General features: G+C 47.9%; 17 protein-coding genes. 6 read left to right on the top strand and 11 right to left on the bottom strand.

What is annotated here, in order from left to right; translation table 11 throughout:
- Window positions 1-38: 38 nt before the first annotated feature.
- Window positions 39-3,734: a response regulator gene (locus tag DN599_RS00775; protein ID WP_110455757.1), complete on the bottom strand. Its 3,696-nt coding sequence runs from the start codon at window positions 3,732-3,734 to the stop codon at window positions 39-41.
- A 454-nt stretch (window positions 3,735-4,188) separates the two neighbouring features.
- Window positions 4,189-5,583 carry a PhoH family protein gene (locus tag DN599_RS00770; protein ID WP_110455756.1) on the bottom strand — a complete coding sequence of 465 codons (1,395 nt, stop codon included), beginning with the start codon at window positions 5,581-5,583 and terminating at the stop codon, window positions 4,189-4,191.
- A 379-nt stretch (window positions 5,584-5,962) separates the two neighbouring features.
- Here DN599_RS00770 and rapA point away from each other — a divergent pair, with 379 nt between their 5' ends.
- Entirely contained in the window at window positions 5,963-8,869 is a 2,907-nt protein-coding gene (gene rapA, locus DN599_RS00765; RefSeq protein WP_110455755.1) for an RNA polymerase-associated protein RapA, read from the top strand.
- A gap of 509 nt (window positions 8,870-9,378) precedes the next feature.
- Window positions 9,379-10,194, top strand: a complete 816-nt coding sequence (locus tag DN599_RS00760) for a DUF3530 family protein (protein ID WP_162599128.1) — start codon at window positions 9,379-9,381, stop codon at window positions 10,192-10,194.
- Window positions 10,195-10,212: 18 nt separating this feature from the next.
- On the opposite strand, the gene DN599_RS00755 is transcribed toward DN599_RS00760, so the two are convergent.
- Complete coding sequence (locus DN599_RS00755; protein WP_110455753.1) at window positions 10,213-10,710, bottom strand: YqhA family protein; 498 nt, start codon at window positions 10,708-10,710, stop codon at window positions 10,213-10,215.
- A gap of 136 nt (window positions 10,711-10,846) precedes the next feature.
- On the bottom strand, window positions 10,847-11,653 hold the full coding sequence (locus tag DN599_RS00750) for a crotonase/enoyl-CoA hydratase family protein (protein ID WP_110455752.1): 807 nt from the start codon (window positions 11,651-11,653) through the stop codon (window positions 10,847-10,849).
- 660 nt (window positions 11,654-12,313) lie between these two features.
- Here DN599_RS00750 and DN599_RS00740 point away from each other — a divergent pair.
- Both DN599_RS00740 and DN599_RS00735 read left to right on the top strand, forming a co-directional pair.
- Window positions 12,314-13,309: a response regulator gene (locus DN599_RS00740; protein ID WP_110455751.1), complete on the top strand. Its 996-nt coding sequence runs from the start codon at window positions 12,314-12,316 to the stop codon at window positions 13,307-13,309.
- 12 nt (window positions 13,310-13,321) lie between these two features.
- Window positions 13,322-14,296: a GGDEF domain-containing protein gene (locus tag DN599_RS00735; protein ID WP_110455750.1), complete on the top strand. Its 975-nt coding sequence runs from the start codon at window positions 13,322-13,324 to the stop codon at window positions 14,294-14,296.
- A gap of 76 nt (window positions 14,297-14,372) precedes the next feature.
- Here DN599_RS00735 and rraB read toward each other — a convergent pair whose 3' ends face one another.
- From rraB to DN599_RS00705, 6 genes are all read right to left on the bottom strand, one after another.
- Complete coding sequence (gene rraB / locus DN599_RS00730) at window positions 14,373-14,774, bottom strand: ribonuclease E inhibitor RraB (protein WP_110455749.1); 402 nt, start codon at window positions 14,772-14,774, stop codon at window positions 14,373-14,375.
- 34 nt (window positions 14,775-14,808) lie between these two features.
- Window positions 14,809-15,540 (bottom strand): 1-acylglycerol-3-phosphate O-acyltransferase, encoded by a 732-nt coding sequence (locus DN599_RS00725; protein ID WP_110456745.1) that lies wholly within the window; start codon window positions 15,538-15,540, stop codon window positions 14,809-14,811.
- A 207-nt stretch (window positions 15,541-15,747) separates the two neighbouring features.
- On the bottom strand, window positions 15,748-16,542 hold the full coding sequence (locus tag DN599_RS00720) for a metal ABC transporter permease (protein WP_110455748.1): 795 nt from the start codon (window positions 16,540-16,542) through the stop codon (window positions 15,748-15,750).
- 67 nt (window positions 16,543-16,609) lie between these two features.
- Window positions 16,610-17,524, bottom strand: a complete 915-nt coding sequence (locus DN599_RS00715) for a metal ABC transporter solute-binding protein, Zn/Mn family (protein ID WP_110455747.1) — start codon at window positions 17,522-17,524, stop codon at window positions 16,610-16,612.
- Window positions 17,508-18,698: a hypothetical protein gene (locus tag DN599_RS00710; protein WP_110455746.1), complete on the bottom strand. Its 1,191-nt coding sequence runs from the start codon at window positions 18,696-18,698 to the stop codon at window positions 17,508-17,510. The genes DN599_RS00715 and DN599_RS00710 overlap by 17 nt, the downstream gene beginning before the upstream one ends.
- 79 nt (window positions 18,699-18,777) lie before the next feature.
- Window positions 18,778-19,056, bottom strand: coding sequence for an ABC-type zinc uptake system zinc chaperone (locus DN599_RS00705; protein ID WP_110456744.1), 279 nt, complete (start codon window positions 19,054-19,056; stop codon window positions 18,778-18,780).
- A 279-nt stretch (window positions 19,057-19,335) separates the two neighbouring features.
- Between DN599_RS00705 and DN599_RS19030 the strand changes: the two genes are divergently transcribed.
- Complete coding sequence (locus DN599_RS19030) at window positions 19,336-19,461, top strand: hypothetical protein (RefSeq protein ID WP_259650878.1); 126 nt, start codon at window positions 19,336-19,338, stop codon at window positions 19,459-19,461.
- On the opposite strand, the gene DN599_RS18595 is transcribed toward DN599_RS19030, so the two are convergent.
- Complete coding sequence (locus DN599_RS18595) at window positions 19,458-19,607, bottom strand: hypothetical protein (protein WP_162599127.1); 150 nt, start codon at window positions 19,605-19,607, stop codon at window positions 19,458-19,460. The two genes, DN599_RS19030 and DN599_RS18595, sit on opposite strands and share 4 nt — an antisense overlap.
- 421 nt (window positions 19,608-20,028) lie before the next feature.
- Here DN599_RS18595 and DN599_RS00695 point away from each other — a divergent pair, with 421 nt between their 5' ends.
- Window positions 20,029-21,720: a mechanosensitive ion channel family protein gene (locus DN599_RS00695; protein WP_110455744.1), complete on the top strand. Its 1,692-nt coding sequence runs from the start codon at window positions 20,029-20,031 to the stop codon at window positions 21,718-21,720.
- Window positions 21,721-21,856 lie beyond the last annotated feature (136 nt).

The raw sequence follows: 21,856 nt of genomic DNA, 5'->3' as shown, positions 1-21,856 counted from the left end.
GGGTTATCCGCTGGGCTAACAAGCCGCAGTTAACGGCACTACTGCGGTTGATTAATCCAATGGGTTAAGGTGTCGAACAACTCATTAAGTACGATGGGCTTAGTAATATGCGCGTTCATACCTGCCGCTAAGCTTTTTTCACGATCGCCCGACATCGCATGGGCGGTCATGGCGATAATAGGTAACTGCTGCGCCGAATAACGCTCGCGCAGCAGCTTAGTGGCGGTTAACCCATCCATCACGGGCATCTGAATGTCCATCAACACCGCATCATAGTGGCGCTTCTCTACTCGCTCTATCGCCAGCTGACCATTTTCGGCCACATCCACTTCATAACCCGCACTCTTAAGCAGTTCGGTCGCCACCTGCTGGTTAATAAAATTATCTTCTACCAGTAGGATCACCCCTGAGGCTTGATTGTTGCCCAGTTTAGGTGGCTCAGGCAGTGGAGCGAGTTTAGGCTGGTCGATAAAGGCACCTATGATCTCATCGAACAATGCCGATGCCTTAAACGGCTTTTGCAGCATGGCGTAAATATTAAGTTCGTCCAAATCCTCTTTTAATGGATCTGAGGCATAAGCGGTCATCATGATGATCACCGGCCGTTTAAGTAAGCGTCCATCGGCGACCATAATGTCGAGTTCTCTGACCACTTCAACGCCGTCCATTTCGGGCATCATCCAATCCACTAGCAGCAGATCCACCGGATCACGCTCGAGCTTATACAAGGCCTCTGCGCCGCTTGAGGCGGTCTCAACGTTAAAGTGGAAATCACGCAGCACGCTAGAATAGATCTGTAACGCCGTCGGGTTGTCATCGACCACCAAGGTTTTTAAATTACCCAACACCTCTGGCACCACCAAAGGCTTAACCTCCGCCTCGGCGGCGATCTCGAAGCTGATGGTAAAGCTAAAGGTACTGCCTACCCCAAGCTCACTTTGCACCTGCATAGTACCGCCCATCATGGAGACCAGATGTTTACTAATCGATAAGCCCAATCCGGTGCCACCATATTTACGCGTGGTCGAGCCATCGGCCTGTGCAAAGGCATCAAATAAGCTCTCTTGTTGCTCTTTGCTGATGCCGATCCCCGTATCGCGCACCCAAAACTTTAGAGTGATACGGTGATCGCGCTCGCCCACATCTTCACACCCCAGTTCAATTTCACCACTTTGGGTAAATTTAACCGCATTACTGAGCATGTTCACCAGCACTTGCCCTAGGCGCAGCGGATCGCCCTCTAAGATGAGGCCCGCGGTGACTGGGGCGTATAGCAGCAGTTCGACCCCTTTTTCTTGGGCATTGAGCGCATTGAGATCAAGTGCATGATCCAGCACCTTATCCAGCGGGAAGGCGACCTTTTCTAACTCAAGTTTACCCGCCTCAATCTTAGAGAAATCGAGAATATCGTTGATGATCCGCAGTAAGGATTGCGCCGAGAAACTGGCTTTATCGAGATAATCGGCCTGCTGTGGTGTCAATGAGGTGCGGCTCGCTAATTGCAGCATGCCGATAATGGCATTCATGGGCGTGCGGATCTCGTGGCTCATATTGGCCAAAAACTCACTCTTGTACAGGTTGGCCGATTCAGCATCTTGCTTAGCTTCAAGCAGCGCCACCTCGTTGCTCTTATGACGAGTAATGTCTTTGTGTGTACCCACCATCCGCTTGGGTTGGTTGTCGCTAGTGAATTCCACTACCCGACCTCGGCTTAGCACCCAATGATACATGCCGCTCTTACCGCGCATTCTAAACTCAATATCGTAGGCACCAACCGGATTGGCTAAGTACTCATTGCGATACTCTTCGACGCGAATGCGATCGTCAGGGTGGATCAACTCGTCAATGGTCGACACTAAAGCAGGAAACTCATTGGTTTCATAACCTAACATCGAATAGTAAGCCGGATTACAGATGATCTGCTCCGAGTCCAAATACCAATCCCATAAACCATCTTCTACCGCATCCATCGCCAGATGATAACGCTCTTCAGATAAGCGCAGCTGCTCTGCCGATTCATATTCGCGTGTCACATCGCGCCATACGGCAATCAACCCCAGCAGCTCACCACGGCGGTTGTAAAAGGGGATCTTAAGGGTATCGAGCAGTACTGGCTTACCCGCCAGCTCCACTTTTTCTTGATAACGCAGTGGCGTACGCTCCGACAGCACGCGTTCATCTTCGGCCCGGATACGAATGGACTGCTCACTTGAGGTCATTGCCTGCGAGTCTTGGCCTATCATCTCACTTTCGGTATAGCCTAGCATCCGCTCGGCAGACTTGTTACAGCCAAGGTACTTGCCTTCTTTGTCTTTAAAGACAATCGCTTCGGGAATAGAATCTAGCAAGGATCGCAGTAAAGCGTACTCGCGCTCTCGCCGCTCTGTGGTCTCTTTCAATCGCGCCGTGCGCCGCGCTACCAAGTTATCGAGACGGCGATTTTGCTCGGCTAGGTGACGAGTATATTGTTGGTTCTCTTCAAAAATACGGCTCACCAACTGGAACCAGGGCTCCCAACCCGGAGTGATCTTCTCTGGCGGCTTGCGCGGCTCTTGAGAGCAGCCTTCGAGATAGCTCAATAAACGTGATGCTGGATTAACAAACGAGCGGCGAGTCTGCCAATGCACTATGGTCACCAGCACCGACAACGCGATCACTACCAACAAAAACGTCAGCTCTAACTTTTCCCACGAATCTTTAAACAGCTCGTTTTGATCTTGCAGGTACAATAAGCGCCACGGCGCATTTTGCAATGCCACCGAATGGATATAATACCCATTACGCATAATGCCATCATGGGCGTCAAACAGCTCAGATTCTGGCACCGAATGTAGCGCCGAAGGGATCTTCTGGCTGATGTGATATACCCGGTTGATATCGTCGGTATTCATACCGCTATGCGACAAAATATTGTTTTGCTGATCGAGCAAAATTACCGTGCCCGGCATCTTAAAATAGAGGCGGATCTGCTTGTCGAGTGATGACAACGTCATGTCTAAGTTAATTGAGCCGATAAACTCATCTTCGAGGTACACCGGCACCCCAACTGTGGTTAACAATCCCTTGCCATTGGTCTCGACATAGCCTGGGCTCCACGCCACACTGCGTTGAGGGTTCATTGCTGGCGTAACAAGTTGAAACTGCTGTTTATTTAATAGTTCATCTCGAAAGCGCAGCTCATCAGAAGGCCAAGGATAATAGGACATCATTCGATGCTTAGAGATGTAATAAACTGAGGATGCTTTAGGGGCGGCTTCAGTCGCCACCGGGAATGACAAGGAAAGCTCAAACAACATTTCGAGCTCTTGATAAAACTTATCGCTGCGGCCATCGAGCGAGCCCGCGCCAGTAATACGTCCCATATTGGTAAATGGCTTACCGCTTTTAGCGTAACTGGGCTCTAGGGTAAAAAATTGGCCACTTTCATTAAACTTTTCATATTGAGGTAGCCGCTCGGTTCGCACCAACTCACCGAGCTTAAGATGATCGACCGCGACATTTCTCAGACTCTTTACTGCCCGAATACTCGACTCTAACAGCAGGTCGATTTGCAACACATGACGCTCGACTAACTCTTCGCGCTGGGTCATCATCTGGGTCTTTTGCCGCTCAAAGAACACCCACGCCGTCAGCAACGCCATAATAATCACACCTATGTAGGTGTAAAACACGGCGCGATTATAATTTTTGTGGATCGGCGACTTCAGCTGTAAGTCGGGTTCTGTCGGTTTCATCGATTACCTTTAAGAACAACGCATGCCATCATGATTCGCAATGATGGCACTGAATATTGTCCCTATAATATCAGGAACCTAAGCCATTGTAATACCAAACTGATCTAGGAATGCCAAAGTCTATATCGTTAGTTATTTCAATTAATGAACTGATATTAGTCGCCAAGACTGGCTAGCTAAGTTGTTCGATAAGGCAAGTTTAACGCTTGATGACGACAAGACTCACCCGCTTGAGAGCCGCTAAAACATGCTAAACGACGGGCATTCTTGTAAAAGCAATATCAGCCATTGCGAGCAAAAACAGCTAACACGGCCATGCTAATCATCATAACAAGGATGTCACGCCGACGAGCCAACTGGCGCCATAAGGCGAACTTATATTCATCCAATAAGAGATAAGGCGCGTCGACAGGCTCGGCGCACCATAATCCCCTTATATCTCACATCACTGGGATTATAAATTTTCCTCGGCAAACTCGGCTAAACGTGAACGCACCACACCGTTAAGATAGACATTGGCACTGCCATCAAAGTTTTTAAATCGCTCCACAATATAAGTTAATCCTGAGGTCACCGCCGTTAAGTAGTTCGAATCGATCTGAGCCAAATTACCGCTGCAGATCAGCTTAGTGCCTTCTCCCATCCGAGTGATCATGGTTTTAATTTGTGATGCGGTCAGGTTTTGGCACTCATCGAGTAATACCACCGAATTTTGAATCGACCGTCCACGCATAAAGTTAATCGATTTAAATTGGATATTGGCCTTATCCATGATGTAGTTCATGCTACCGCTGGGGTTCACATCATTTTTATGTAGCACCTCGAGGGTATCGGTAATGGCGGCAAGCCAAGGCGCCATTTTTTCCTCTTCGGTACCCGGTAAGAAGCCTATCGACTCGGCAATTTCAGGGGTGTTACGGGTAACAATGACCTTGTCATATAAACCGCGTTCGACCACCATCTCCAGTGCCGCCGCCATGGCCAGCAGCGTCTTACCGCAACCGGCGGGGCCGGTTAAGATCACCAGATCGATATCGGGATCGAGCAAGGCTTGTAGCGCCATGCCTTGGTAGATATTTTTCGGTTTGATCCCCCAGGCATCGAGGTGCAATAAGCGATCGCGCCCCAGATCGAGGATCTCCAGCTCGTTGCCATCATTACACAGTACTCGACCACAAAAGTTAGACTCCTCATCGATGAGATATTGATTAACGTAGTAATTCTCATCTCCCACTTCACCAAGCGGCACACGATGAACCGTATGACGCCCCTGAATTTCGGTATTAACATGCTCTTTGCGGGCCCAAAAATCACCATCGAATTGATGAAACCCTTTGGTGAGAAAGCGAATATCATCGATCAGCTGATCGGTACGATAATCCTCCACCAGCATAATTCCCGCGCCTTTGGCCTTAAGACGCATATTGATATCTTTGGTGACCAGCACCACTTTTCGAGGATGATGCAGTTTTTGTAGGTGTAATGCGGTGTTAATGATGAGGTTGTCGTTATTATCGCCAGGCAACGACAGCAGGGTAGATTGCAGTTGATGATCGGGGAAAATAGAGAGAGAACCAACGGCGTCGCCATGACTTTCGCGTTTAGGTAACGCGACCCCTTGTACTATCTGTTCTGGGGTGATTTGCCCCCCAAGAATATCTTCTAGCGCCCTGATAGCGACTCGAGCATCTCGGCTCACATCACGCTTTCTGTCTTTGATCTGGTCGAGCTCTTCCAGAACGGTCATGGGGACAACTACATCATGCTCTTTAAACGAATAAATCGCTAAAGGCTCGTGTAGTAACACATTGGTATCCAGTACAAACAACTTCTTGTCGTCTTGTTCCATGGGCGCCTCCACTTGTGCGTTGGGGTTAATTTAGACTAAGCACATGCTGCGATAATTAAGCATCTCCTGTGATGAATAGGCTGGACTTTACCGACCCAAAAAGCGCCGATGTCACTTCATACTGACACCAAAATCTTAAGGCATCAATCGATAATTTATCCCGCAGAGCCCTACTCATCATGCCTAAGCCTGATCGCCATTGATGACACTAAGATGACAAGAGCGCTCAGATAAAAACCGATCGCACAATTTGTATTCTCACCAGATAGCCATTAGGCTTTTAAGCTGAGGCGCGGCGGGCATTTATGTTCGACATCATAGCCCCGATTGGATAACATACGCGCCCTTTCGTGATTCACCCTGTAGATGAGAATTTGTAATGCCCTTTTCCTTAGGTCAACGTTGGATTAGTGATACCGAATCAGAACTTGGTTTAGGTACTGTTGTTGGATTAGAAGACCGTATGGTCACCGTCATGTTTCCTGCCACAGATGAAAACCGGATGTTCTCACGAGCTGACGCGCCCTTAACGCGTGTGATTTATAATCCAGGCGATACCATCGAGAGTCACGAAGGGTGGAGTTTAACGGTTAGCGAACTCGAAGAGAAAAACCAGCTGATCATCTACCACGGTATCCATAGCGAAACCGGTGAACAGGTGAGCCTGCGAGAAACCCTGCTCAACCACAATATTCGTTTTAATAAGCCGCAAGATAGACTCTTTGCTGGCCAAATCGATCGCCTTGACCGTTTTGGCGTGCGCTACCAGAGCCAACTGTTACGCCATAAGCTGGCCACCTCAGATCTACTTGGGCTACAAGGCCCACGTGTAGGATTGATCCCGCACCAGCAGTGGATAGCCCATGAAGTGGGGCAACGTTTTGCGCCGCGTGTCTTACTGGCCGATGAAGTGGGTCTAGGTAAAACCATCGAAGCTGGCCTTATCATCCATCAACAACTGCTTACTGGCCGCGCCGAGCGCATCTTAGTGATCGTGCCCGATACCTTGCGCCATCAATGGTTGGTTGAGATGCTGCGCCGCTTTAATTTGCGCTTCTCAGTGTTTGATGAAGACAGATGTGTCGAAGCATACGCCGATAACGACAACCCTTTTTACACCGAACAGCTGGTGATCTGCTCTTTAGAGCTACTGCGTAAAAAGAAACGCTTAGAGCAAGCCTTGGACGCCGATTGGGACTTAATGGTGGTCGATGAAGCCCATCATTTAGAATGGAGCGAAGAGGCGCCAAGCCGCGCTTATCGCGTTGTCGAAGCCCTCAGTGAAGTGGTGCCAGGTGTATTACTGCTGACCGCGACTCCAGATCAACTCGGTCATCAGAGTCACTTTGCCCGTTTACGCCTGCTCGATCCCGATCGTTTTTACGATTATCAAGCCTTCCTTAAGGAAGAAGCCAGCTACAAAGAGGTCGCGACCGCAGCCGACCAACTAAGCAAAGGGGTGAAACTCTCCGATGATGCCGTGGCCAGCTTAACCGAGCTGTTAAGCGAAAAAGATATCACGCCAGCCCTGCGCCTTATCGAAGATGAAAGCCTCGATGCCGACCAGCGCCAAGCGGCACGCGAAGAGTTATTGCAAGAGCTGCTCGACCGTCACGGCACTGGCCGAGTGCTGTATCGTAACAGCCGCGCCTCGGTCAAAGGCTTCCCGACACGTATTTTTCATGCTCACCCACAGAGCATGCCAGAGCAATATGTGACCGCGGCAAGAGTGTCAGCCATGATGGGCGGCCAAAGCGATCTCAACAACAAGGTCAAACAAGCCCTTAGCCCTGAAAAAATGTATCAGGCCTTCGAGAGTGATAGCGCCAGTTGGTGGAAATTTGATCCGCGCGTCGATTGGTTAATCGATTTCCTTAAAAGTCATCGCAGTAAAAAAGTGCTGATCATCGCCAGCCAAGCCGAAACCGCCCTTAGCCTTGAAGAAGCGCTGCGCACCCGTGAAGGTATTCAGGCGACTGTATTCCATGAAGGCATGTCGATTATCGAACGCGATAAAGCCGGCGCCTACTTTGCTCAAGAAACTGGCGGAGCTCAGGCCTTGATCTGCTCCGAAATTGGCTCAGAAGGACGTAACTTCCAGTTTGCTAGCCATCTGGTGTTGTTTGATCTGCCCCTTAACCCCGATCTACTCGAGCAGCGTATTGGCCGTCTCGACCGTATTGGGCAGGCTAACGATGTCGAAATCCATCTGCCTTACCTTGAACGAACCGCTCAAGAGAGCCTGATGCATTGGTACCACAAAGGGTTAAACGCATTCGAACAAACCTGCCCCATTGGCCATATTCTGTTTAATGAGTTTTCACAAGAGCTGCTTACTCAGCTGGTTTATCAAGATGAAGACCAATTTACTCAGCTACTTAACCATACGCAAACGCGTTATAAAGAGCTGAAAAAAGCCATGGAACAGGGCCGTGACAAACTGCTGGAGATCAACTCACATGGCGGTGAGAAAGCCAAGAAATTGGTTGAAAGTTTAGCGGCGCGTGACCAAGATACTCAACTGATCGGCTCAGTTATTCGCCTATGGGACATCATAGGAGTTGAGCAGGAAGACAGCGGCGACAACGCCATTGTGCTGCGCCCCTGTGAGCACATGATGTTTCCCACCTACCCAGGCCTACCAGAAGATGGTATCACGGTGACTTTCGATCGCGAGATGGCCTTGTCACGCGATGATATTGCGCTGATAACCCAAGAGCATCCGTTAGTGCAGACCGGGCTGGATTTGATCACCTCTTCAGAAACGGGCACCACCAGCGTGGCTATCTTGAAAAACAAGGCGCTACCTGCGGGGACTATTTTCTTAGAGCTTATCTATATGGCAGATGCATCGGCACCAAAATCGAGCCAGTTGTATCGCTATATGCCGCCAACGCCAGTGCGTATTTTACTGGATAAAAATGGCAACAATCTGTCTGATAATGTCAGCTATGAAAGCTTCGACAAACAACTGAGTGCGGTGAATCGTCACATTGCCAGTAAACTGGTTAATGCCTCGCAAACCATTTTGCATCCCTTGTTTGCTAAAGGTGAGACCTACGCCGAGGCCGAACTAACACTGCTAGCCGATAGCGCTAGAGCCAAGATGACCAGTCAGCTAACAGCCGAACTTGAACGTCTCGAATCGCTCAAGGCCGTTAACCCCAACATCCGTGATGAGGAACTTGAACACCTAAAATCACAGATGAGTGAGCTTAATGGGTATTTAGATGGTTGTTTATTGCAACTCGATGCCGTGCGCTTGGTGTTGGTGAGTCACGCTTAACCCACATAGGGTAAGCAGACACGATAACAAAACGCTGGTTTGACACGCTCATCCAGCGTTTTTTTATGCTGTATTCTAGGGCCTGTTGATCTTGCAAGGTTGTTTTTACAGCGAATTGTTGGGGTATTTATGCAAGGCAGAAGCTTTGTGGTGTTACTCTACATACAAAGCTGAGAACGCAGTAGAAATGACCAACAAACGCTGGCCGAGGGCTTCGGCTAAAAACGTTTTACTCTTTGTGAAGTGCATTTTGCTTAGATGACTAGGTTGCAATTCACTCGCCTCGATTTAAACGTTTTTGTCTCGAACAAAATTCAACCAGCAAAGATCAACAGGCCCTAGGCTTGCTACCCAACAAGCATGGCGATGTTTGAACACATTTCAGCACAAGACACGGTTTTAATTTACACCGTAAAAATGCGATGATGCTCGCCGGAAAATGATTCAGGCTTAAGGTATCTATGAGATCGGTTATTAAATGCGGCCTATTACTATGGGGTTGCTCTTTTTTGTTCGTCAGCATATGCAGCCAAGGCGCGCAACCAAGCTATGACTATTTGCCCGCGAATGAAGTCACACAGCTTGATCTGGGCGAGCAAACCAGCTTGGCATTGGTGCGCAGCTGGCGCGGTCATCATCAATATGGGACGGCCATTTTATTAGCCGATCTGGGGCAGCATGCCGATCCTAGCGGCGTGACCGCCTATCTGCGACGCCACCTTAATGATAAAGGCTGGGCCACCATCAGTTTAAGCGCACCACATGCTGCACCAACAATTAATCACAAGACTGATGCAGAGGAGATCAACAAGGCTGGAGAACAACAGCTGGTACTCAAGGCTACACAACGTCTGCCTCACTTGAGTCCTGATGAATGGCAAAACCTAAGACAGCAGCAGAATAATCAGTTCATTCAAATAATGGATCGGCTCGATGCCTTAGGGCAACCCTACCCTGGTAAACGAATGTTAATCGCTACCGATCAAAGCGCTGGATTAATGATCCAGCTGTTATATGCAGGCACATTGCCTAAGCCAGATCTACTCGTGCTGATCAATCCTTACCTCACCCCAGCACAAGACAATGCCCACTTAGCAGAGCAACTGGCACAGCTGGCCATTCCGGTATTAGATATTTTGTCGCCAGACGCGACGCCAAACGCCATCGCCACCGCAGCTGAGCGACGGGCGCTGTCGCCGCAAAACCAGCCGCTACGCTATCAGCAGCAGCCATTGGCGCTTAACTTAGACCAACCTAGTGCTTGGCAAAATACCTTAGCGCTGATCGATGGCTTCGCACGGCGCATCGCAAAAGCGTATCCGTAACGATGCGCTAGCGCCGAGTTACTTTTTATCTTTACTCAGCATCAACGCCAATGCCACCAGTACCACTATGATGCCCATATAGAGCAGCTCCAGCATGGAGGTAGGTTTCATTTCGCTAAAGTAAGAAAACACCTTGATGATTAACATCATCAAAATGACTTTACCCAGCTTGCTCTTTAATGAATCGATACTGCTGATCACTAAGATTTTTCCCCCCGCAACACTGTCTTCAGCGGCCTGCAGATTACTGATAAACAACTCATATAATCCAAAGGCAAATATCAGTAATACAGAACCAAGCAAGAAGGTGTCTAAAATCTCAACCACCACCATCACCAAATCATTACGGATATCTAAACTCCCGCTAGTGACATAGGCATACAGCAATTCGAGCATGTGCAGCATATCTTTAATACCCATGATAAACACCGCAAACGCGGCAACCACACAGGCAAACACCCCAACGATCACCGTCAGGCGGCTATTCCAAAGAAAACGTTCAAATAGCGGTCTCATCTACCATTCCTAAAGCATAATAAAATTAGCAGGATAGTAGCTGCCACTCGAGCAGACGTCTCCTGCAAGCGCTGGGGGGTGTGATCCGCGTCACTGACTCATTGCTATGCCAAACCGCGAGAGACACTAAAAAGAACTACCACCAAGACTGCCGATGACGATAGGGACGCTGTGGATCTTTGGTCTGCCTAATCGCCGCGATCAGCCGATTTTTGCCCAACAAGAGTGCAATTTGACTCATAGATTCTCGCCGTAGCAAGCTGCGCTCACTGGCGCGCCAATTAGTATTAATACTGCGCTTAATCGCCGCGTTAGCATCTGGCGAGGTATCACATAACTTGGCCGCCAAGGCTTGAGCCTGAGCCATAGGCTGCTCACACACTTGAGTCAGTAGGCCATATTCATGGGCTTGCTTTGCCTCAATCACATCGGCCGTCATGGTTAGCAGCATGGCGACATCTTTTGATACTAACTCTCTCAGACCAACCAAACCGGCCATATCCGGCACTAAGCCCCATTTAGCTTCCATGATAGATAAACGACACGCAGGGCTGGCAATGCGCATATCGGCTCCCAGGGCGATTTGCAGTCCACCGCCATAACAGATCCCCTCTAACACGCAGATCACAGGTACAGGTAACCGACGCCACCCAATGGAGACCTGCTGAGCTAAATTGGCGTTTCCTGGTAACCACTTAAACAGTAACTTGATCGCTTGCTTGGGTGATTTCATTACGCTTGCCACATCGAGACCCGAGCTAAAGTTGCCGCCACTGCCCGTTAAGATAACGCAGCGCACACTGGGATCTTTGGCGATTTTATGCTGCACACGTTTAATAGAGGTGAACATGGCGTAATTAAGCGCATTGTATTTTTCAGGGCGGTGTAGTTCGACAATCGCAATGCCTGAATCTAGGGTCAAATTGACATATGGGTGCTGCATTCCTTTACTCCTAAAAACCAACTGGTCTGTCCTCCCAAGATGCTAACACAGTTGGTACATTTATCTAAAATAGATAACATCAGGTTATTTTTTGGCGTAGGTCAAAAAGTGACATTTTGATTTCTTTTTTAAATCAAAGTGACCGATAATGACTAGGGCCTGTTGATCTTTGCTGGTTGAATTTTGTTCTAGACAAAAACGTTTTAATCGAGGCGAGTGGATTGCAGCCTAGTCATCTAAGCAAAATTCACTTAACAAAGAGTAAAACGTTTTTAGCCGAACCCTTCGGGCAGCGTTTGTTGGGTATTTTTACTGCGTTCTCAGCTTTTTATGTAGAATAACTACACTACAAAGCTTCCGCCTTGTATAAATACCCAGCAATTCGCTGCAAAAACAACCTTGAAAGATCAACAGGCCCTAATCAGTAGTACCGACTATCTATGGTATGCTGGCTATTTACGGTAAAACAAGACGTAGACCCTTAAACGCATTGATGACCACTTTGAGTCTTCTTTATGATCGCGTCATACACTGGCGCTCCTAGGGTTTCTAGGATGAACCAAAGAAAACTGCCCTTTCCATTAAGTGTATTTAGCAACACAACTCACTAATTTTAGTGTTATCTTCATTAGAAGGGCAGATTAGGATGTTAGAACTAGCATGTCGATCCCAGTACTTATATGCGATGACTCTGCACTCGCAAGAAAGCAGATGGCACGAACACTTCCAAAAGAATGGGATGTGGACATTCACTTCGCCGCCAACGGTGCCGAAGGCATAGAAGCCATTAGAGCCGGTAAAGGTGAAGTGGTCTTTCTTGACCTCAACATGCCGGTTATGGACGGTTATGAGGTGCTAGAGATCATTCAAAAGGAAGATCTCCCCGCCCTTGTCATTGTAGTTTCTGGTGATATTCAGCTTAAGGCACATGAGCGTGTCAAAGCCTTAGGGGCTCTGGATTTTATTCAAAAACCAGTCAGCGCCGAGGCCATTAGCCATATTTTACAAGAGTATGGCATCTTAACCATAGCCACAGGCGATGGCATTAACGACAGTCCAATGATCGAAGTCGATCTAAGGGACGCCTGCCAAGAGGTAGCTAACGTTGCTATGGGGCGGGCGGCCGATCTGTTAGCCAAGTTGCTCGATGTGTTTGTGTTATTGCCGATCCCCAATGTTAACGTGCTCGAGGTCAGTGAGCTCACCATGACCCTCAAGGCGACCGAAGAAAACGGCACCATCTCCGCGCTATGCCAAGGATTTATTGGTGCTGGTATTGCTGGCGAAGCCCTCTTACTGTTTCACGACTCCTCATTTCAAGACATGGCCAAATTAATGGGGCTCGCCAACCCCGAAGATGCCAATACTGAGATTGAAGTGATGATCGATACCGGTAACGTGCTTATCGGTGCATTTCTTAACGGGATTTCCGAACAGCTACACATGAAATTTAGCCAAAGCCATCCAGTCGTGCTTGGCAGACATTGCACAGTGAACGATCTTATCCATGATAACGCCGAAAAATGGGCCAGAACCCTAGCCATGGAGATCAATTACCGTATCGAAGGCCACAATATTCAATGCGATCTGCTGCTGCTATTCACTGAAGAATCGTTACCGACGCTTAATTATAAGCTCGGTTACTTGCTAGATTAGTTGGATAACACCATGACCTATGACAAAAGCACAATGAACGAACTGCATTGGCTCATCGATATGGTGCAAACCATCGAGGTGGGGTTAGTGGTATTAGATCGAAACTACGACATTCAACTGTGGAACGGCTTCATGGAAAACCACAGCGGTATCTCGCCCAATTCGATAAAAGGCGCCAACCTGTTCGAGCAATTTGAATACCTACCCGCCACTTGGTTAAAGCAAAAGATGGAGTCGGTATTTCTATTGAAAAACCGCGCCTTTATCAGCTGGGAGCAGCGACCCTATGTGTTTAAATTTAATAATTATCGGCCGATCACTGGCCGCGCCGATTTTATGTACCAAAATGTCACCTTACTACCACTCTCTTCCCTCACAGGGCAGATAACCCACATCAGCATGATCATCTATGATGTAACCGATGTCGCCATTAACCGCCTACAGCTCAAAGCGGCCAATGAACGCCTAGAGCATCTCAGCCAAACCGACGGCTTATCCCAGCTACACAACCGCCGTCATTGGCAACAGTGCATGCAACATGAGTTTGACCGCCATTCACGCTATGGCTCGCCCACCACCTTAGTGATGTTCGATATTGATCACTTTAAGCGCATCAACGACACCTACGGCCATATTGCCGGAGACAAGGTGATCCAACACGTGTCGCACATATTAAGGCAATCACTGCGAGAAACCGACTGTGCAGGCCGATATGGTGGTGAAGAGTTCTCGGTGATCTTATCGAACACCAGCGCCGAAGATGCACTTAAATTTGCCGAACGCTATCGTGAAAAAATCGCCGCTTCACAGATGCGTTACGAAAACGCCAAAATCAGTGTCACTGTCAGTATTGGCATTTGCGAAATACTGCCCGAGTTTGATAACAGCGCGCAGTGGTTAGCCAGTGTCGACAGCGCCTTATACCTAGCAAAGCAAGCTGGGCGTAATCGTTGCGTAATCTACCGCCCACGGGCCGAAATACATTAAGAGCGGCTAAACACTAAAAAGCCCCAGTCTCCGTTAAAAGACTGGGGCTTTTTATCACAAAACGCGCCGCGACTGATTAATGAAAACGTGCTTCATCTGAGTCATCTTCATCGTCTTCGATCTCATCACCAATAAAGTAGGTGCCCCAACCGTCATAATCGACTTTCTGCTTGGCCGCTAACAATATCAGCTCTTCACAGGCTTTATCGAGTAATCCCACTTCAAGCTTATGGTAGGCGATTGCATCGAAACAAAAGATAACCGAGCCATCATCTAGCTCCATCTCTTCAGCATCGTTAACTTCGTAACCCATTTTAAAGGCTTCAACTGCGGCCTTTTCTAGGCGATCAAAGTTGGTCGCTGAGAAATGGTGCTCGATAGTGTACTCAGCATCGGGCTCAGAACCATCGGCAAGAATCGCCTCAACGATCTCTTGATTCTCTTGTTTCTGTTCCTGTAACTGACGTTCTGTAGACATGGATCACTCCGAAATTAACAATAATTAGGCTCAGTTAAACGGCTTTTTTAGCCATAAGAGCCGCAGCTTCTTGGTTTAACTGGGTTAACTTTTCCGCCATCATGGCATGGATACGACTTGAAAGCTCTTTTACTTGCGCCTTAGCAAGCCCTTTAGTCTCAATCGGCTCCATCACCTCAATAATCACCACGCCATTATTCCAGCGATTGAGTTTGATGTGTTCTTGATTGGAAGCCAACACTGGTACCATAGCAACACCGGCTTCAATGGCGGTATGAAACGCACCAGATTTAAAAGGTAATAACCCTTTACCGCGCGAGCGCGTGCCTTCAGGGAAAATCCACACAGATAGGCACTTCTCTTTAATTTTCTGCGCCGTTTGCGCCATGGTTTCAAAGGCACGATTACGGTTTTTACGATCGATTAAAATATTACCCGACAACCAGTAGATCTGCCCAAAAAAGGGGATCCACGCTAAGCTCTTTTTACCCAAACTCACCGTGCCTTTTGGCACTGCAGCCGTATGAGTAAACATATCAAAATTGTTTTGATGATTGGCTAAATAGATACAAGGCTCTGATATTGCAGCTTTTGATTTGCGCAATACCACTTTGACACCCAATATGGGCGCTGCCCAAGAAAAAATGGTAGCAAACAGGTGTACATTATCTCGATGACGCGGACGCAATAAGCAGTACAAGCCACCAAACACAAACGCCAGCAATAACATAATTGCCAAAATCAATGACCTCAAGATTAACAGCACAACATACTCCTGTGATTTTAGTGGCCGCATTATACCAGCAAGCAAAAATGACTTACACCTGTAGCCTGAAGATTTAATCTCACTTTCATCTTGATGGTTTTTGTTGGCAAAAATGGGTTCTATCAAACTGAATTTAAAAATAAAAAAATAGGCCAATCATGCCTGATCAGCCTATTAGATAGATGTCTCACTTTATAACTATCTGTTTTACGAATTAGCAGATACCTTTTTAATCGAACTAGAGTCGAAAAACAGCCCATGCAACAGCCGAAACAGTATCGCACTCAACGCCAATGTGGCGACAATGGCCGCGCCGCTGGGCAGATCTAAACTCGCCGATAATATTAGCCCTGCACCATAACCCGCAACCCCTACAACATAGGCCCAAGCCCACTTAGCCTTACCGCTATATTTGTTCACTGCCAAGGCGGGCAAAATAAGCGAGCTAAACACTAGATAAACCCCCACAAGCTCCACAGACAAGGTGATCACTAAGGCAAACAGTAAATAAAACCCTGCCCCCTCGAGCCAACTAGGCTTAATGGCAATCGTCCCCAACACCAATAACGACACGATTGCTGGTAATACTAGCTGCGACCAATTGACCCACAATATCTGTCCCGACATCAACTGATTGAGCATTTCACTGCCGTGAGGATCGCTTGCAAGCAATAACATAGCGGCGACTGCCGATAACACATAAAAGCAGCCAATCATCGCTTCCAGCTCATCGGCCATTCGCTTAGATAACCAAGCGATAACCCCCGCTCCCATTAACGCAAATAGCGCCGGCATCCACACATTAGAATAGGGTAGATGTTCAATCTCGTGCTGAGTGTGAGCAATAATCGCCCCCAACGCCGCTACTTGAGCAATGGCCAAATCAATAAAAATAATGCCGCGCTTTAGCACTTGGCTGCCCAGCACTACATGAGTCGATAGCACGAGTAAACCAGCCGCAAAGGCGGGCAATATGATGGATAACAGATCTAAATCAAACATGGTGTGTACCTAAAGATGCAACCCTAATAGCGCCTATGCATTCACACACAAAGGCGCTAGGGTTAGCTTATGGTTGGCTGTAGCTCAACAATAAGGTGATGACACTTTGATAGAGTGAAAACAGATCGTCGCTGTCCTCATTGCCACCAACCGACATAGGTAATACCTGCACAGGTAACGTGGCGCGCTCCCCAAGCCAATGAGCACCACGCTCATCTTGATACGACGCCACTATGATGGCCATCACATCGCCTTGTTGTGCACGATGTTGTAGCTCGGCTAAATGCGCCGTCGTTGGCGCAAGGCCAGGCTTAGGTTCCAGATCGCCCACCTGCTCGATACCTAACCAATTAAATAGGTAACGAAAACTACTGTGGTAGGCAATCACTTTTTGCCCCTTCAGCGGCGCTGCTAAGGCTTGCCACTTCAACATAGCCGCCTGCCAACGGGCGCTAAAGTCTGCCAATGCCGCATCGTACTGCGTCTTCGAGTCTGGCTCTAGCTGCACCAGTTTGAGGTGCAACGCCTCGGCCACCTTGAGCAGACGCTCTGGGTCAAAATGCAGGTGTGGATTGCCCTTGGCATGCACATCTCCCATGCTACGATCGACACTTTCAAGCCTATCTAGGGTCTCAATATGATCGGCAGCAAAAAACAAGCCTTGATCCGTTGAGCGTACCTTGGCATTCGCCGACTTCATCTGCAACATAGGCAACCAACCCACTTCAAGATCGGCACCGGCGCACACCACCAGATCGGCCTGACGCATCTTAGCAATCAGACTGGGTCTGGCCTGCACTTGATGCGGATCTTGCATGGCTGTGGTAGCCGAGTAGATATTGGCCTCTGGTGCCAGCTCGTGAACTAATGCCGCGTATTCGGGTTCACAGGCAAACACATTGAGCGCAGCTTGTGTAGCACTGCTGAGCGTCAACGCGACCGTCAGGCAACTGGCTTGAATCACTTTAGAATTGATGCGCACTGTGAGCCCCCAATGTCATAACATATTGTAGCGTTATCAGGTTATCATCTTCGATACCATCAAAATTGGTGCCATTTTGATGGGTATATTGCAATCGCACCGTAGAGAAGTGGCTATGATGCCACGCCAAACTGACCTCGGTTTCCTTGAGCGATTGTTCATGGAAATGATCGTCATGCAGCTCCTGAGTATCTACGCGACCATAGCGCAGACCCGCAGACCAATTGGGGTTAAATTGATACACAGAGCTGACATACCAACCCGTTTGATCATCGGGGAGATGCTCCACGCTATGCGCATCGGCGAGCTCATGCGCCGCTAACGGCGCAAAATCGCTCACCTGGAAGTACTCGCCACTGAGCGTAAGGTGTTGGTATTTGTAGTTACCCTTAGGTGCCCATTTATAGACAAAATCGGCCATATAGGTATTTTCACCAGTGTACATTGCGCTGTGGCTGTGATCGTGGCTGTCTTCGATTACAACGTCTTCATCGTGGGCTTCATGGGCTGTTAGGCGACCATTTTCATTACGTAAATAGCTTAACCCCAGCTGCCAAGAACTGCTTATCCCTATATCACCACCCAACTTGGTGTAGGCGGTATAGACACCAATATTGTCGAATTCACGCTCGCCATGCTCATCTTCAGCGCGCATGCTTTCTCCCTTAAAGGCTTCAACACCCATGGTCCAGTACAGATCGGTAGGCGCAACGTAGTCGAGTCGTGCCCCATCATCGAAATAATGGCTGCCTAGGAATGCACGATATACCGCAGGGCGATCGGCAAAGGCATCGGTATGCACATGCTGATTATTTAAATAACCCACATCCGATAAGAAACGGCCGGCACGCACAGAAAACCCAGCTGGCATGGACAAGGTTTGAATAAACGCCTCTTCCAGACCCACTTCAGTTTCACTGCCGTGGGTTTCTAAAACCGCGGTTAACTTGCCATAAAAAAGATCATCGATATTGGCACTTAACGCCAGTTCGGTATGACCAAGGCCAAAGCCCTCTTCGCGTTCAGCCATCGGCCGTTCGGCACTTTGATAATAGCCGTCGAGCACAGCACTGATAGCAGGATTAGAAAGAGTGGCATCTTGCGCGCTTGCCACAGTTGATACACAGGCGCAGGCCGCTGCCAGCACCGTCATACGGGGATTAAAGCTTGTCATAACATCTCCAAAAAAACAGGCATAGCTCTCTGCCGTCAATCGACAGAGAGAAATAGTCAAAAATATTTAATAGGACTATCTAGCGTGCGGGAGGCGCTCGACTGTGGAAATAGCTAACGTGAGAACGCAATGTCGCATATACATTATCGACATAAGGTTCAAAGGTGAGTGACGGCAGGGTAAAACTAAAGTCGCTAACTGGCAGGAGACTGTTGAGCTGTATTTTTTGAATACAGAGGGTGCAATGGTTTTTGGCACCATCATCAACATGTTCTAGGCTATGAGCTGGCGCAGCGACAGACAAGCAGAACAATACAGCACTAAGCCATATCGCTACTCCTCTTGCTATGCCTTTCATCGCCAATGCCATGGTATTAACTGCCGTTCCAAACTGAGATGACAAAATTTTTCACCAAGTGTATGGATTGACTCGATGAAGTCAAGCAACAAATGGCTTGGTCTATCCGTCAGTTGTAACAAAAATTAACGCTCAAACCAGTGCGTTAAAGCATGCGCGAGATCACTGACTGTTAGTGGTGAATTAAGTCTGACTTAAGCAATATTGACTAGAATTAGACCATTGAGTGAAATCGCCCCAAACCTAGATTTCAACGACTCCAGCAAGGAAACAAACAGTATGAAGGAATTTCTACGCGAAAATTTCAAGATGATTTTTTGGACATCGGTTTTCTTTATTGCGGTCCTCGGCGGTATCTATTACGTTGAGGCGGCGCTCGAAGCCCAAGTACAAGTCATCGACTAGTCATTTACCGCTGTGGTGGCGCCGTTCACCACAGCAATATGGCAAGAAAGATCCATCAGATAATACCATTGGCATTGCTCACCATAAGCCTCAGCGGATTCGGCACAGGAACTGTTAACGATACTTTTGCCTATGCGTACTGTCATCTATGGGCGTCATTTCGGGTGCTTGCATCACTTTTAGTTGATCCATCATATGACTTATCAATAGCGTGATTGTAGCGATAACGGCTATGGGTGTAGTGATATAACGCAGGTCTGAGGCAAAATACCCCCCCAACAAAACCGCAACGGTCAGATAAAAGCTGCCAATCTTTAATAATGTTAATAGCACACTCCTACCCAGCCACGCTTGGCAATGGGGACATTGAATTTGTGCGTTCACCCCTTTACCTCGCTGAGCCTTTAAACTATCAACCCCAAACGTTTTATGACAATGTGTACACAGCACAACAAGACTCTATGATGAAATTTACGGCAGTTTAACAGATCATAATTAAATGTCGCAGTTATGATTTTGGGGTCATAATAAGGGGACTGACAATGCCCATATTAAAGGACTTAATTTATGCTGCGCACAGCTTTGTTAATATTAACGCTTGGCCTCACCTTACCGGTAATAGCCGCTTCCGCCGAAACCAATTCACCACCAAATAAGATACAAGTCGTTAAAACATCGCCACAGGGTGACGCAGATAACCAAGACGGCCCTATTAACAAGCTATTACACTTACAAAAGTTGATCGCCACCGATATTAGCCAGCTTCCCCATGCTCAAGGCGAAATGAAACAATTTACCGAGTATCGTATTCGCGAACATGCGACTCGCTTTCATCAACGCCTCGCCATATTGATGGAAGATGATGAGTTCGATAAATCGCTATTATTACCATTGATCCAACCTTACCTGACTTTTATTGACCAGGTCAGTGCTTACTATGCCGACGACATCCACCGTCTTAAATCGCAACTGGGTAAAGATAACGATAATCAAACCATGCTTGCGTTAGCCAATCGAGAACGCCAGCAAGATGAGATGCTCAATGCCAAGTATGACATCCTCACCTGGTTGAGTCAGCTGGGAGAAGATGTTACCGCCGCCAAGGAGGAGTTAACCCAAACCCTCATTAAACGAGGCGATATTCTCAATAGTCTAGTGCTGTTTATTCAAGATAAATTACAGTTTGCTGTCGATGAAGTTGCCGAAGCCGGTAAAGATGTCACCAGTGAGCAAACCACTCGAGTGTTACACCTTAAAGAGCGCTTAGCGCTCACCAGCAGCAGTCTCTCTAGCACTATCGGCCTACTCGATGCACTAAGACAAGACACCACCATCTTAAAACAGACGCTATTTAGCATCTCTGGCGATATCACCCAAGATGTACTTAACATCAATGTGGTGAGTACCTTGCTAGAAGAGTGGTGGGATAAAGCCAAAACACAGCTGATAGACAACGGTCCTGGAGTCATGTTTAAGCTGTTTATCTTTATGCTGATCCTATTTCTGGCAGGCCTCGCAGGTAAAGCGGTTAAACGTATTAGCAGACGGGCAGTGAGTAACTCTAAGCTGAAATTTAGTAAGTTACTGCAAGATTTCTTCGTGTCACTCTCAGGTAAAGTCGTATTTGCGCTGGGATTAATGGTGGCCTTGTCGCAACTGGGATTTGAACTCGGCCCCATCCTAGCCGGTTTTGGTGTCGCGGGTGTCATTATCGGCTTCGCCTTACAAGAAACCCTGTCTAACTTTGCCTCTGGCATGATGATCTTAATCTATCGCCCCTACGATGTGGGCGATCTGATTAATGCCGCAGGCGTAACGGGCAAAGTGAGCCAGATGAGCCTAGTCTCAACCATCATTAAAACATTAGATAACCAAAGATTAATCATCCCCAATAACAAAATTTGGGGCGACACCATTAATAATATTACCGTTGAGCATCAACGCCGAGTCGATATGAGCTTTGGCATAGGTTACGGTGATGATATTGAGAAAACCGAGCAGGTGCTAAAATCGATCGTCGATAAACATCCTAAGGTACTCGCCGACCCAGCACCGACCATAAAGCTGCATACCCTAGGCGAATCATCGGTAGACTTTATTGTGCGCCCATGGGCCAAACCTGAAGACTATTGGGATGTGTATTGGGATATTACTCGCGAGGTGAAAATGCGCTTCGATCAAGAAAACATCTCAATCCCATTCCCCCAGCGCGATGTGCACATTTATCAAACCCATCCAAGCGCTTTACCAAGCGAGTAACGCTGTGTAACCGGCAGAATAGCTGGCCGCAATAATGTCAATCAAGCGACACACAGCAAAAAGAGGGGGCGATAATCTCGCCCCTCTTTATAGTTAATTTATCCCACAGCGGGAACGCTAATGCAGATCATTAATC

The organism is Shewanella algidipiscicola, from assembly GCF_900380485.1.
Classification (GTDB): domain Bacteria; phylum Pseudomonadota; class Gammaproteobacteria; order Enterobacterales; family Shewanellaceae; genus Shewanella; species Shewanella algidipiscicola.
This window is presented reverse-complemented; position numbering and strand designations above follow the sequence as displayed.

Excerpts from the sequence above, each read along its gene's own strand:
- DN599_RS00775 (WP_110455757.1), bottom strand. The coding sequence starts at position 3,734 with ATGAAACCGACAGAACCCGACTTACAGCTGAAGTCGCCGATCCACAAA.
- DN599_RS00770 (WP_110455756.1), bottom strand. The coding sequence starts at position 5,583 with ATGGAACAAGACGACAAGAAGTTGTTTGTACTGGATACCAATGTGTTA.
- rapA (WP_110455755.1), top strand. The coding sequence starts at position 5,963 with ATGCCCTTTTCCTTAGGTCAACGTTGGATTAGTGATACCGAATCAGAA.
- DN599_RS00755 (WP_110455753.1), bottom strand. The coding sequence starts at position 10,710 with ATGAGACCGCTATTTGAACGTTTTCTTTGGAATAGCCGCCTGACGGTG.
- DN599_RS00750 (WP_110455752.1), bottom strand. The coding sequence starts at position 11,653 with ATGCAGCACCCATATGTCAATTTGACCCTAGATTCAGGCATTGCGATT.
- DN599_RS00740 (WP_110455751.1), top strand. The coding sequence starts at position 12,314 with ATGTCGATCCCAGTACTTATATGCGATGACTCTGCACTCGCAAGAAAG.
- DN599_RS00735 (WP_110455750.1), top strand. The coding sequence starts at position 13,322 with ATGACCTATGACAAAAGCACAATGAACGAACTGCATTGGCTCATCGAT.
- rraB (WP_110455749.1), bottom strand. The coding sequence starts at position 14,774 with ATGTCTACAGAACGTCAGTTACAGGAACAGAAACAAGAGAATCAAGAG.
- DN599_RS00720 (WP_110455748.1), bottom strand. The coding sequence starts at position 16,542 with ATGTTTGATTTAGATCTGTTATCCATCATATTGCCCGCCTTTGCGGCT.
- DN599_RS00710 (WP_110455746.1), bottom strand. The coding sequence starts at position 18,698 with ATGACAAGCTTTAATCCCCGTATGACGGTGCTGGCAGCGGCCTGCGCC.
- DN599_RS00705 (WP_110456744.1), bottom strand. The coding sequence starts at position 19,056 with ATGAAAGGCATAGCAAGAGGAGTAGCGATATGGCTTAGTGCTGTATTG.
- DN599_RS19030 (WP_259650878.1), top strand. The coding sequence starts at position 19,336 with ATGAAGGAATTTCTACGCGAAAATTTCAAGATGATTTTTTGGACATCG.
- DN599_RS18595 (WP_162599127.1), bottom strand. The coding sequence starts at position 19,607 with ATGACAGTACGCATAGGCAAAAGTATCGTTAACAGTTCCTGTGCCGAA.
- DN599_RS00695 (WP_110455744.1), top strand. The coding sequence starts at position 20,029 with ATGCTGCGCACAGCTTTGTTAATATTAACGCTTGGCCTCACCTTACCG.